Origin of the sequence: Brevibacterium sp. (genome assembly GCF_031179145.1) — a bacterium.
Classification (GTDB): domain Bacteria; phylum Actinomycetota; class Actinomycetes; order Actinomycetales; family Brevibacteriaceae; genus Brevibacterium.
The window spans coordinates 19,913-31,910 of record NZ_JAPSIB010000006.1; the positions used below are offsets into that span (position 1 = coordinate 19,913).

Consider the following 11,998-nt stretch of genomic DNA (forward strand, 5'->3'; position numbering starts at 1 on the left):
GTGGCTGGGGCGAACGGCCGTGGCGACCGTCGCGGCCTGCGGAACAGCAGTGTGCGGGCTGATGCTGGCACCTACCGCGTCTGCAGGCGAGGACTCCGGGGTGGGGCCGTTGGGTGCGACGTACGCCCCGGGCGAAGCCTACTACTCAGAGGACGAGGGCGGCTCCGATACGAAAATGATTACGTACGTGCCGTCAGATGGTGCCGACAGCCCGGCGAAGCTTTTCCAAGGGGAAGTGTTCACCCTTCCTGCACCTTCCCAAGAAGAGCGGGGGAACGCCGATGAATACTATTCGCAGTTCGCTGCCAAGATCGAGCCTCTTGCCACTCCGTCGTGCGATACCGGGCTGGCAGAGATTGAGTACAGCCTCGATGTGGCCAATGATGGACCCGCGACTGCTGGCGGTCGCTACTACGCTGCTGCTTCTCATCTCTATCAAGACACGAACGGCGAGAAAGAACGCCTCGACAATGCGACAGAGAACTCGCTTGCGAACGGAGAAACAGCCACTATCAAAGGTGGCGATGTTGTGAGTTTGGAAGCTTTGCAGGCAGGAGATCTCCGTCTGAGCGTGAACCTTTCGGGTTACGGCGAGAACGGGTACTCGAAGTGGTCCGCCGAGAACTTCAAGATCAGCTATGACCTCACCTGCCCGCCGGTGACTCCGGATATCAATGCGTCCACCCCCGTTAATGAGCAACTCGTCATCACCTCGTTCCATGATCAGGTTCGTGCGCTGGATGGACAGGAGATTGACTGGTCGTCATTCACTCTGGTCGATGACAAGGGCGAACCGGTGTCGAACATCGAGCTCACAGAGGGGCGATTCTCATATGACTATGAGAACGGCGAAGTGAGCGTGTACTTCGAGCCGGCCAAGGATTTCACCGGTCCAGTGCCTTCCGTGTCATATCAGGTCGAGTACCTGAGTTGGCCTTATGACGACCTGGAAAATCAGGGATCGATCTCGGTGACCGTCGGTGAAGCCGGCGGAGGCGACGATACCGGCACTTCGGACGGAACGGACACGGGCGCTGCGGATGGAGCCGACTCCGGTGCGCAGGACGGTACGGACACGGGTGCTGAGGACGGTACCGACTCCGGGGCGGAGGACGGGACCGATTCGGGCGCTGAGGATGGCACTGATGCTGGGGCGAAGGACGGCACTGATGTCGGCGCCCAGGACGGGACGGACACGGACGCTGAGGATGGCACCGACTCGGGTGCACAGGACGGAACCGATAGCGGCGCTGCGGACGGCACCGACTCCGGGGCGAAAGACGGAACAGACACCGCCGAAGGCGATGCCGAGGGCACCAACGCCGCAGGTTCTGACGGAGCGAAGGACGGCTCTGACACGAAAGATGGCTCTGACACCAAGGACGGCAACGAGCAGCCTCCGGCGAAGCCGAGCCTGAGCGTCGCCGACCAGTCGGTCGCGGTCAGCGATTTCCTCGACCCGCAGAAGGGTGCCGTACTCAACGTTGCAAACTGCACTGCTGAAGAGGTCCGTTTCCAGGTGTTCGCGAAGAACAAGAACGTCGCGACGTTCGACTCGACCGTTGCCACCGATGACAAGGGCAGTGCCAGCGTCAATGTGTACGGCACCAGCACGGATGCCAGCGCCTACCTCGGCGAATACAGGGTCGAGGCGACCTGTGGCCACGACGTCCTCAAGGGCTCTTTCAGTGTCGTCAGCGATGATGCGAACGCCGGCGAAGGCACAAGCGACAGCGATGGAACGACGGGCGGAAGCAACGGCGGCGGATCGTCACTGCCGCGGACCGGCGCTGAGCTGACCGCTCTGGCAGTCGGCGCGGGACTCCTCATCGCCGGTGCTGTTGCGATCGTCGTGACGCGACGCAGGAATCGAGTCTGACCGTCGGCCGCTGGACCAGTAGTGCGACCGTCGTGAACCTGAGCCTCTGCGGAAGCTGACGGCAACCGATCGAGCACCGAACGGGCCCGCCTCGGGGAATTTCCCGAGGCGGGTTCCTGGTGTGCCGTGGCAAATATCAGCTGAAGTGAACTCTGCCGCTGGTCGATGAGTTTCAACAGCGAGGAGGACCTAGGCTGCCATTCCTTCGGTCTCGTTTTGGTCACAGTTGCAACATCCGTTTTGGGCCTAAGCGCTGCCTACTGTATTGATGGATGAAATCCGAGGCGCCACAGCCAAGGCCGGATTCGGACAGCAACCGGCTTGGACCTGGAGGAGAAGGATGGAGGACGTGCGACCGGACAGTGAGAGACAGGATAGCGCTTGTCCGACCCCTGAACGCATTGATGCTTTGCCGAATCGTCTCTGCGAGTGGGGTTACGACGTTTTACGAGTATCAGCGCCTCGTTCGCCTCGTTTGTCGCTTCCGGCCGGAGCGAGGCGACTTTGCCCCTGAGTTCTAGGAGAAACTGATGGATGTTGCCCTCATCGATGACCATTTCCGGTACGTTGATCCGTCCGTGAGAACTGTGGTCTCGACCGTGCCGACCTTGAGATTCGTCGGTTCGGTCGCCACCGTTGATGAACTGCTCGGTTGGCGTGAGCTTCCCGAGATCGTGCTCCTCGACCTTCGACTGGCAGATGGCTCCTCGCCTGCAACGAACGTCGAACGATTGGCGGGCACCGGGCTCAGAGTGCTGGTGCTCACCTCGGGGGAGGACCCGTACTTGGTGCGGTCGGTGGCGATGAGCGAGATCCATGGACTGGTGCGGAAATCCGCGCCGCTCGAAGTGCTTGCCGAAGCACTGAGGATGGTGATGGAGAACCAGTTGGAGTTTTCTACCGAATGGGCCTCTGCCATTGATACCGATACCCGGCTCGATGAAGCAAGGCTGACAATCCGGGAACAGCAGGTGCTGACGCTGTACGCGCGGGGTCGGAAGGGAGAATCCGTGGCTCGGGAACTCAGAATCTCTTCTGACACGGTCAATGACCACGTCAAGAGCATACGCGCTAAATACTCGGGAATCGGTCGCCCGGCGCCCGACAAAGTCTCGCTCTACCAGCGAGCGGTGCAGGACGGATATCTTCCCGCACCGACCTATTATCCCCTCGCTGGGAGTGTCGACGCCGAAGATCGCCGATCAGGATGAGTTCGACAAGGTGAAGAACTTTCGTCAGCACATTGTGAACGGCGGTGAGAAGAACACATCGCCCGTAAAACTGAGTAGCGCGACTACGGCAGCCGACTCTGCCTCGCCCGCTGCCGGGGTCATCGGCGAGGGCCAAGGTTTCGCTTCCAATCGTCTTTACAGGGTCATGACAGTGCCGCTGGCAAGCACGACGTTGCTCATGCTGGTCGGAACTGCTGGCGCGATCATGTCCCAATCGGCGGTCCTCACCGTACCGTTCACAGTTTTTGCTCTTCTCGTACTTGGAGTACCTTCGCTGTGTCTCGTCGTACTGGGCTTCTCTGCACCTCGCCGAACCCTGCAACGCCTTTGGCAGATGCAGGCTCTCGGCATGGTGGCGATCTTCCTCGGCATCACTGTTGTTGTACCGCAAGGTGGCATTCCCGAGCAGATGCAGCTGACATGGATCGGAGAATTCGTGGTAATTGCAGGTGCATCGGCCATGCTGGTCTTCACCCCGGGACGGGCCGCGATATATGCGGTTGTGCTATCTTCGGTCGTCTTCCTCATTGCTGTTTTCTGGGGTTCAGACGGATTGCAAGGCAGTGCAGTAGCCGCAGCTTTGAGACAGATCTTCTACTCCGCAATGTTCATGTGTCTGCCCGCTGCTCTGATGAGGGCAGGACGTATTCTCGACGAAACGGTCGACGCAGCGGTGGTGGAAGCCCGAGCACAAGCCGAGCGAGAGGCACGCCGCAGCAGTCAGCGCGCGATTCGAATGCTCATCCATGACAGCATCATTGTCGCGATGCTCGCCTACACCACAGCGATCGAGAAGCGAAGCGCGAAGGAGCAAGCCCGTGAAGCGCTGCGTGCGATAGACCGGGGGCTCAAGGACCCCGATGAGCGTCGAGAATCGTCACCGGAACAACTTGTGCGTGAACTCCGTACCCTCACTACCAGCCTCGACCCGACTGCGCGATTCCATTCCTCGATTTCAGGGAGCGACGACTATCCGCATCGGGCCGTGCGTGCAGTGGTCGAATCTGCGGCGGAGGCGTTGCGAAACAGTGTTCGACATGCGCCTCCAGAAGCATCAGTGAATCGAGAGGTTCATGTGAAATTGAGCGAAGAGCTCGTCGAGGTGCTTGTTCTCGACGACGGACCTGGGTTCGAACCAGCATCCATTCCCAGTGTCCGGCTCGGAGTCCGCCACGGAATTCTTGGTCGAATGGACTCCGTTCCCGGGGGCTCAGCTGAGGTCATGAGCCGCCTCGGCTACGGCACCACAGTCGTTCTGCAGTGGCATCGCCCATGAAGCGCTGGATCGACTCTGTTCTGCACCCGAACTTCGACCGGGTGCCCGAAGAAGACGTCGGCCGCTATCTCGGGTTCTTCGGCGTGGTTCCCTGGCTTCTCTATGCCTTGGCTGTTGTTCAAGTCGCCTACTCGCCCTTGGTCGTCATTGGTGTGGAAGAGCTCCGGACGTCGGAACTCACGGTGCTGATCGTGTTGCTCGCATCATTTAGCCTGATCACGTTTCCATCGGTGACTCCGCTGCCGATGTGGAGGACACTGGTGATCCTGGTGGTCGTCGTCTCCTCCGTCGTCATCGTGCTGTGGCCTCAGCCTTATCAGGTTCCTTTGCCACCTACCGCCGGCTGGGAACTCAATCCGTGCTCGCTTCTGCTGTTCTGTCTGGTCTTCCGGGGTCGATTCGTTGCCGGCTGGTTCGGGGGCCTCGCCATGCAGGGGGTGTTCGCCATCTGGAGTATCCAACTGGTCGGAACCCCGTGGTATGGACTCTCATATTCTTATGGGCAGCTATTGCCGCTGGTTGGCGTGACCATGTTTGCCATCGGTCTGCACCGAACGGTGGAACGAATCGTTGCGCATCGCGCTGCGGAGAGGGAGCGCGCGGACAGAGAGTCACGAATGATGGCAGAAGAAGCTCATATGGAGGAAGGACTGGCGGAAGTACGAGAGCTGGCTGGTCCCATCCTCAAGGACATCGCCAGCGGCAGTAATCCGGAGGTGAGCAGAGTTCGTGGACTGGAGGCTGCGTTGCGCGACATGATACGTGGGCGCAGTCTGGCGCGAGAACCGCTGGCGAGCGAATTGCGGGGGGCGCGGGAGAACGGAATGGACATTGTGGTCCTCGACGACAGTGGCGAGGCCGAACTGTCGGAGAATGCGGCTCGAGTGTTGGTGGCATGGGCTGCAGACGAGGTGAGGAATGCGGACGGACGTGAGATGACGTTGCGTCTGACGCTGGAGAACGGAGTGGCACTTGTCACCGCCTCAGTTGACGGCAATCCCAGTAGCGAAACGAGTACGTCAGCGTGAATGGATCGGCGTCGAAGAGCTTTGACGAGGCCCGAAGTCTCCGATCGATTCGTTCGTGGAAAGGCCCGGAATCCCTGGAAGTGGGGATTTTCTGCACTGTGGAGATCCGGAAGGACTCGATTCCAATTGGTCGTCCGCGACGGTGGGCGGAACCGAACGGATTCGGCGAAGATTTCGACGTTCCCCGGAACTGGGGATTCCGTGCCGCTCGGGACTGAGGAAACATCAGAGGTGAACTACTTCAGTAGGGACTGACAGTCCCCGATCGTCTACTAGGCAAGAAACGACAATGAGTGAACACAATGATCGCGAGCCGGCCGATCTGGCCCGCGTTCTGCGGGAGATGCGCCTGCAGTCAGGCAATCCGACTTTGGACAGCATGGCCAAGCGGACCGGACTTTCGCGCACCCTGCTCTCCGACACTTTCAACGGCAAACAGCCGCCGTCGGACAACACTCTTTACCGTCTGGCCCAGGTGTTCGAGACCGAACTCTCCGAACTCCAGGCGCTGCGCGATCGAACCAGAACCGAGAACGTCGACAGGACCGAGCCGAAGAGCCCGGAAGAATCGGAACCGGGTGCCGGTCAGGCAGCCGCGCCACATGCACCGTCAACGGTCACGCTCGAGGCGACCTCACCGAGCGCAGCGTCCGGCGGCGGCCGGTCCAAGTGGCACGCCACCTCCGTGACCTTGGGCAGTCTCGTGCTGTGCAGCGTGCTCGCCGGAATCCTCGGGATCTGCGGCGCGGTGGCCACCACCATGGTCGTTCAGCGCTGGGCGGGCAGCGCCGATCCGGCCGAAGAGCCCGCTACCGGTGTGGACCCGATGGAGTCCGCGTGCCGCGACGACGCGGTGAATGCAGTCGTCGAGAAGCGGATGGACGGGCGCTTCGTCGTGGAGATGATCTACTCGAGCTCATGCTCGGCTGTCTGGGGAAAGGTGACCCGATACGACGCTGGAGCAGGCGGCAACTTCGTCCAGATGCGCATCTTCCGTGCCGAGGACCCGCAGGGTGCCGATGTTCAGGAGCGTCGCTGGGACAACGCCCAATCGGTGCACACTCCGATGATCGTCACCACCGAGGCGAACGCTGAAATCTGCGGCATCGCTGCCGTGCAGGTGGACGGGGACACCCTCGAACTCGGACCACAGGTGTGCATATGACCGCAGAACTGAGATTTGAGACCGACCGGCGGCAGGCGAACGTCCTCGTCGAAGAGTTGCAGCTGCTGCGCCTGCAGGCCGGGAACCCCACTCTCACCGCCATGTCCCACGGGGTGCAGCTGTCTCGTTCCTCCCTGTCGGACACCTTCACGGGAAAGCGTCGGCCGAGCGACAACACCCTGCACCGACTCGCCGACTACTTCGGAGTCGACGTGCTCGAGCTGCTGAAGCTGCGGCAGTTGGCCGAAGAAGCGGCGGCTGAGGCGGTGGGCACCGGGCAAGGTTCGGCTTCTGCCCGCGAGTCGATGACCGTCGAGAGCCTAGTCTCGGCAGACGAGCCCGTCGCGCCGGATGGGCTGGCAGGCAACCCCTTCCCGCCGGGCACGGAACCTGCCCCGCCTCCCCGTTCGACGATTGCCGCGAGGCGGTTTCGGATCCGAGCGCTGGTGACGCTGGTGGTCGTCTTCCTCCTGGTGGCGGCCACGAGTGTGCTGGTGGGGACCGTGCGAGTGTCCGATGGCGGATTCGTGGCCGCCTCCAATACGGTATCCGATCGGCTCCTCGAACCGCGCGATGGAATCAACCCCGTCGTAACCCGATGCACCTCTGATGCGGTCGAACTCGCGTCCGAGGAGAGGCTTGAGGCGACCGTGAGGATCGTTCTCAAACACTCGGCAGACTGTGGCGCTGCCTGGACCGAGGTCGTGCGGCTCGACGGCGACGCCGCAGGTGAGTTCCTCCAGGCCAATGTATTCGACCCGGATGACAAGGCGCGGGCACAGCAGTTGACGATGGAGGACAGGGAGATCGCCTACAGCCCGCTGCTCACCGTGAACATGGCGAACGATACTGTGTGCGGCTTCGGCGTGACCAGTGTCTCCGGCGTCCCGAGGGTGCTGTGGCCGGCCGTCTGCTCGGACGGCAGCAGCACCATCGTGAAAGGCATCGAGTTCGCCGGTGGGGCCTGGATTGCCGAATACAGACCATGAAGGACAGCACGAAGGAGGTGTGGGATGATCGACGGTCAGCATGGTGAGGTGCTGCGGGCGCGACGACGCATGCTCAGCAGCACACTCACCTCGGCGAGTGCACCGGCGCAGACGGCGGAGGTGAACCGGGCACGATGGACCGCCCGGCGGGCCAGACGAGACGCGGATCTACTCGAGGCGGTTCGGACCGTCGACGTGGCACCGAGCCAGGAGGCGCAGCGACAGATCGTCGAGTGGCTGCGGGAGTCCTATGAAGCGCGCGGTGTCGGAGTCCTCGTCGGACTCTTCGGCCACTGCCATCTGGGCACACCCTTCATCGACCACGCTTTCGACCTGAGCGGGCAGATCATGGAGCATTTCACGCCTGCGGACGCGGTGCCGGTTCTCTACCAGCAAGCTCGCCCTTATGCGATGTCAGATGCCTACAGCTATATAGAGATCTACGCCGACGGCCAGATCGTCCCCATTCGTCCCGACGGCAGCGCAGTCGTCTGATACCAGCGCAGTCGTCTAACCGCCTCGGCGTGGGTCGGAGGACCCGGCGACGTCCCTGGACGGACTCCCGACCCTCGACGAGGACACCTTCGACCAGGACACCTATCTGCGGCTGATGCGTCATCTCAACGATGCCTTGGCGACCTTCATGGAGTCATGGAACGAGCAGCTGACCCGAGCGATCGCCTCGGGGCACTCGAAACACGAACTGGGGACGCAGATGGTGCGGCTGCGGCGACTGCTGGGGCCCCGGGTGACGCTGGCGGACTTGCCCACGTGGCCGCCGCAGATCAGGGACGCACTGCGTGAGTCTCTGCGCAGCGACCTCGAGAGCATTCAGCAACAGCTCGAAGAAGCCGTCTGTACGTCGATCGAGGGAGGACGATTCGATCGGGCAGCTCAGGACGGACTCGTCGGAGTGCTCCGGGAGAACTCCCTGACGACACTGCTGAGGAACGAATCTCGGGTGGCCGATGGAGTGCAGGGACAGCACGTGTCCGCCCCCACCTCGACGAGGAGCACCCGCGTCCGGCGACTCATCCTCTGAAGCGCTGCCCACCTGCCGACAACAACCATTCGACTTAACCACGGAGGCTGCCTTGACGAACTTCGCCGACACCCGAGAGGTCCTGTCCAACTACCTTAAAGCCAGGATTCCGCTGGTCGTGATCCGGTCCATGGAACGGTCTCGCTGTGAGGACCTCCTCATCTCCCTGGCGCAGGAGTTCCGGCAGATGCCCTTCTATCTGCACAGCCGGACTGAGGGTATCAAGCAGCTCGGCGACGGGCAGTTGGTGTCCGATGACACCTCCTTGCCGGCGGCGATCGACTTCGCCACCGGGGTATTCAAGAGGACGGAGTTCGCGAACTTCGTCTTCACCGATGTCGAGGAGCTCGAGGACGAGACGTCGACCTCGCGTCATTTCGCGGAACTCGCTCGGCTCGCCGAGACGCGTGGTGACACGCTCATCCTGTTCAGCTCCAAGCCCGTGTGGACGGGGCTCGGCAGGTTGGGCATGAGTGTGACGCTCGATCTGCCGGAGACCGACGAGCTCTACCATGTCATCTCCGGCCTCATCGAGCAGTATCGAGGGCAGGTGAGGATCGACTGGGACGCCGAGGATGTGCGCACCGCCGCGGGCATCCTCACCGGAGTGACCGAGACCGAGGCGCAGAACGTCCTGGCGTCCCTCATCGCCGGAGGAACCCTGACGCGGGACAACCTGCACAAGCTCAGCGAGTACAAGGACCGGATCTTCGGTGATCTGGCGGGTATCGAACGTGTGCCCCTGCGGGAGGACTGCCGCGTCGGGGGACTGGGCAACCTGCGCACCTGGCTGTCTCGGCGCGAGAGGCTGATGTTCGCCGATTACACACAGCTCAAGATCACCCCGCCGCGTGGAGTGCTACTCGTGGGAGTGCCCGGTTGTGGCAAATCGTTGTCGGCGAAGGCCATCGCCCAGGACTGGAAGCTGCCGCTGTATCGACTCGACATGTCCGCGGTGCTCGGGATGTACGTGGGCCAGAGCGAGACCCGACTGCGGGAGGCGTTGCAGACCGCTGATCGGGTCGCCCCATGCGTGCTGTGGATCGACGAGATCGAGAAGGCGCTCGCCAGCGGTGGTGGGGATAGCGGGACCTCGCGGCGATTGATCGGCCAGTTCCTGTTCTGGCTGCAGGAGTCCACGTCGCGGGCCTTCATGGTCGCCACGGCCAACGACATCTCGTCGCTGCCGCCCGAACTCACCCGCAAAGGTCGCTTCGATGAGATCTTCTTCGTCGACCTGCCGGATGCCTGCGACCGCGAGGAGATCCTCAGGATGTACTTCTCGAGCCTGTGCGATTACGAACTCCCGGATCAGTTGGCAACGCGTCTGGTGAGACTGTCGGACACCTTCTCCGGTGCGGAGATCCAGTCGGCCGTCTCCGACATCGGTCAAGCGCTCTTCGCCGACGAGCGTGCCGACATGTATGACGAGGACACAGTCGTCCAGTTCTTCGAGAACACGGTGCCCTTCGCTCAGTCGAACCCTGATGTGCTCGAGAATATTCGCGCCTGGGGGAGGAGCCGGGCGGTCCCCGCCGGCACCGAGCAGACCGATGACACTGCCGGAATGCCGGGCGGCAGCACCGGCCGCCGGATCATCATGACCGTATGACTCGGCGGGGGAATCGATTGATGCGGTCGGCGTGCAGTCGGCCGCTGCCGGGGACGCGAGTGCGAGGACTTCGATGATGGACGGTTACCGAGGCGGGAGGATCATCGCGCTGATCGCGGTCGTTGCGACGACTGCGCTGCTGTTAGTCAGTGCGGGGTTCTTCGGAGCTCGATTGATCTTCGGCGGCGAGGCGACAGCCCGCACCGCACCTGTCGGACTCGAAACGCCGTCCGATGCCGCGGCACAGGGATGGCAGTGCTGACGCTGCCACGGGGCCCGATTCTGGGCCCGACCCGGATTCCCGGGATGGGAGAACGCGCGGATGCGAGCACCTCGGCGAACTCGGACGCGAGTGCCGCGGCGAACTCGAGTTCGGACATCGACGCCGCAGCCACCCTCACTCTCGATGTCGAGGTGGACGAGCCCGGCACCGAGGACCCGGGTACCCAAGTCTCTGACTACCGATTCGATCCTTTATTCATCGAATCCGACGGAATCCCGCGTGAACCCGGCACAGCAACTCGGGGAGCAATCGAAGAACAGATCAAACAGGCGAATGACTGCGTGCCCGTGTCGCAGGAGAACTCCGAAGGGGACTGACCGGTGGAGTGCTCAAGAGAGCTCGCGTTAGGGTAGCGAAAGATGACCTGGCCTCGCACCAGCCGCAACGCTGGAGAGCGCCAGTAGCCCGAGTCCTGACAGTACCCGGGGATCCTCGTTGTCGCCGATCAGGCGTAGCACGATGCTGGTTCACGCCAAGAGGAGGCTGTGAAGAATAGGCACCCCGGCCGTTGACAGAGGTGGACGCCTGCGGTGAATAGGATCAGGGAATCGATTGTCAAAGCCAGCAGACGTACAGATCTCAGTCGATCTGAATCGACCAAGCGAAGCTGGAGTCGATCGATCCGTAGCGCCGCCAGCGTTTTCACCGCGGTGGTGGCATTCGAAACGTTGTTCCTCCTCACGCTCTTCTTACTTCGTGTTTTGACAACCAGGGGGTCGGCAGTTGAGTCCAGGGGCGGCGGATCCGGTCTTGACCAAATGCGTGGACATCTGCGCTCAACGCGCTAATCTGCACCGGGCAGAATCAGTGGATTGGAGAAGCTGCCGTTCATTGAGACTGAACGACAGCTTCTTCTGAGTGGATGATGAATGTACAAATCAGACAGGAACTCCCAGCGCTTCCAAGCGACGTGCCACCTTCTTAGATGCACGCCAACCGCGGCTGTCAACGAGACCCATAACGCTGGTCCAGTGAGACATCCAGATGTAGACCACGGACCGGCCGGAGTCGATTTCTTCGAAATCGATGGAGATGACTGCGCCGTCACCTTTCATTGATCTCCTGCGCCAGTTGATTTTTCCGGGCCCGGAAGAATGTTCCCAGAGGAATCTTCCGAAACAGCTATTGACAGTTTCCTCGATCGTTCGATTATCGGCGTTGACCACGACTTTATATTTGCGGCGAGCGGCTACTGACTGCCAGATCGCAAGAGCGAGTATGAAGAGAAACGCCAGGACGATCATGATCAGTGCGTATGAAGAATCCATTCAAACTCCTTGGTGAACAAGATTCGTGATTGCAAGTGGGTATATTCGTGCACTGAACTCCTTGCATCAGCGCTTCCAATGACCGCCATGTTCAGAGCAGACGCGCCCAGTGGTGCGGCATTGGCTGCATTGCAGGTTCGACCGGCCTCCCCGGCATCCCTGGCAATCATTGAGCGCTCGGAAGCATTTCTCACATTTCATCGCTGTCATCCTTTCGACTGATG

Annotated in this window: 12 protein-coding genes; 11 read left to right on the top strand and 1 reads right to left on the bottom strand. The window is 61.5% G+C overall.

The window, feature by feature from the left end; translation table 11 throughout:
- The first annotated feature begins 19 nt into the window (after positions 1–19).
- The 11 genes from RIT73_RS06215 to RIT73_RS06265 all read left to right on the top strand — a co-directional run bounded on the left by RIT73_RS06215 (position 20) and on the right by RIT73_RS06265 (position 10,823).
- Entirely contained in the window at positions 20–1,879 is a 1,860-nt protein-coding gene (locus tag RIT73_RS06215) for an LPXTG cell wall anchor domain-containing protein (RefSeq protein WP_309131198.1), read from the top strand.
- 587 nt (positions 1,880–2,466) lie between these two features.
- Complete coding sequence (locus tag RIT73_RS06220) at positions 2,467–3,090, top strand: LuxR C-terminal-related transcriptional regulator (protein ID WP_309131199.1); 624 nt, start codon at positions 2,467–2,469, stop codon at positions 3,088–3,090.
- Positions 3,059–4,387, top strand: coding sequence for a hypothetical protein (locus tag RIT73_RS06225; RefSeq protein ID WP_309131200.1), 1,329 nt, complete (start codon positions 3,059–3,061; stop codon positions 4,385–4,387). The genes RIT73_RS06220 and RIT73_RS06225 overlap by 32 nt, the downstream gene beginning before the upstream one ends.
- Complete coding sequence (locus RIT73_RS06230) at positions 4,384–5,415, top strand: hypothetical protein (protein WP_309131201.1); 1,032 nt, start codon at positions 4,384–4,386, stop codon at positions 5,413–5,415. Before RIT73_RS06225 ends, RIT73_RS06230 begins: the two co-directional genes overlap by 4 nt.
- Positions 5,416–5,704: 289 nt before the next feature.
- Positions 5,705–6,580, top strand: coding sequence for a DUF2690 domain-containing protein (locus RIT73_RS06235; RefSeq protein WP_309131202.1), 876 nt, complete (start codon positions 5,705–5,707; stop codon positions 6,578–6,580).
- Entirely contained in the window at positions 6,577–7,569 is a 993-nt protein-coding gene (locus RIT73_RS06240; RefSeq protein ID WP_309131203.1) for a DUF2690 domain-containing protein, read from the top strand. Before RIT73_RS06235 ends, RIT73_RS06240 begins: the two co-directional genes overlap by 4 nt.
- A gap of 24 nt (positions 7,570–7,593) precedes the next feature.
- Positions 7,594–8,064 carry a hypothetical protein gene (locus tag RIT73_RS06245; protein ID WP_309131204.1) on the top strand — a complete coding sequence of 157 codons (471 nt, stop codon included), beginning with the start codon at positions 7,594–7,596 and terminating at the stop codon, positions 8,062–8,064.
- Positions 8,065–8,179: 115 nt separating this feature from the next.
- Entirely contained in the window at positions 8,180–8,611 is a 432-nt protein-coding gene (locus RIT73_RS06250; protein WP_309131205.1) for a hypothetical protein, read from the top strand.
- Positions 8,612–8,663: 52 nt separating this feature from the next.
- Positions 8,664–10,223 (top strand): AAA family ATPase, encoded by a 1,560-nt coding sequence (locus tag RIT73_RS06255; RefSeq protein WP_309131206.1) that lies wholly within the window; start codon positions 8,664–8,666, stop codon positions 10,221–10,223.
- A gap of 76 nt (positions 10,224–10,299) precedes the next feature.
- Positions 10,300–10,485 carry a hypothetical protein gene (locus RIT73_RS06260; RefSeq protein ID WP_309131207.1) on the top strand — a complete coding sequence of 62 codons (186 nt, stop codon included), beginning with the start codon at positions 10,300–10,302 and terminating at the stop codon, positions 10,483–10,485.
- Between the two features lie 44 nt (positions 10,486–10,529).
- Positions 10,530–10,823 (top strand): hypothetical protein, encoded by a 294-nt coding sequence (locus RIT73_RS06265; RefSeq protein ID WP_309131208.1) that lies wholly within the window; start codon positions 10,530–10,532, stop codon positions 10,821–10,823.
- A gap of 561 nt (positions 10,824–11,384) precedes the next feature.
- Here RIT73_RS06265 and RIT73_RS06270 read toward each other — a convergent pair.
- A complete protein-coding gene (locus RIT73_RS06270) occupies positions 11,385–11,774 on the bottom strand; it encodes a hypothetical protein (protein WP_309131209.1) in 390 nt (129 codons plus the stop codon).
- Positions 11,775–11,998 lie beyond the last annotated feature (224 nt).

Excerpts from the sequence above, each read along its gene's own strand:
- RIT73_RS06270 (WP_309131209.1), bottom strand. The coding sequence starts at position 11,774 with ATGGATTCTTCATACGCACTGATCATGATCGTCCTGGCGTTTCTCTTC.
- RIT73_RS06250 (WP_309131205.1), top strand. The coding sequence starts at position 8,180 with ATGCGTCATCTCAACGATGCCTTGGCGACCTTCATGGAGTCATGGAAC.
- RIT73_RS06240 (WP_309131203.1), top strand. The coding sequence starts at position 6,577 with ATGACCGCAGAACTGAGATTTGAGACCGACCGGCGGCAGGCGAACGTC.
- RIT73_RS06235 (WP_309131202.1), top strand. The coding sequence starts at position 5,705 with ATGAGTGAACACAATGATCGCGAGCCGGCCGATCTGGCCCGCGTTCTG.
- RIT73_RS06260 (WP_309131207.1), top strand. The coding sequence starts at position 10,300 with ATGGACGGTTACCGAGGCGGGAGGATCATCGCGCTGATCGCGGTCGTT.
- RIT73_RS06245 (WP_309131204.1), top strand. The coding sequence starts at position 7,594 with ATGATCGACGGTCAGCATGGTGAGGTGCTGCGGGCGCGACGACGCATG.
- RIT73_RS06230 (WP_309131201.1), top strand. The coding sequence starts at position 4,384 with ATGAAGCGCTGGATCGACTCTGTTCTGCACCCGAACTTCGACCGGGTG.
- RIT73_RS06265 (WP_309131208.1), top strand. The coding sequence starts at position 10,530 with ATGGGAGAACGCGCGGATGCGAGCACCTCGGCGAACTCGGACGCGAGT.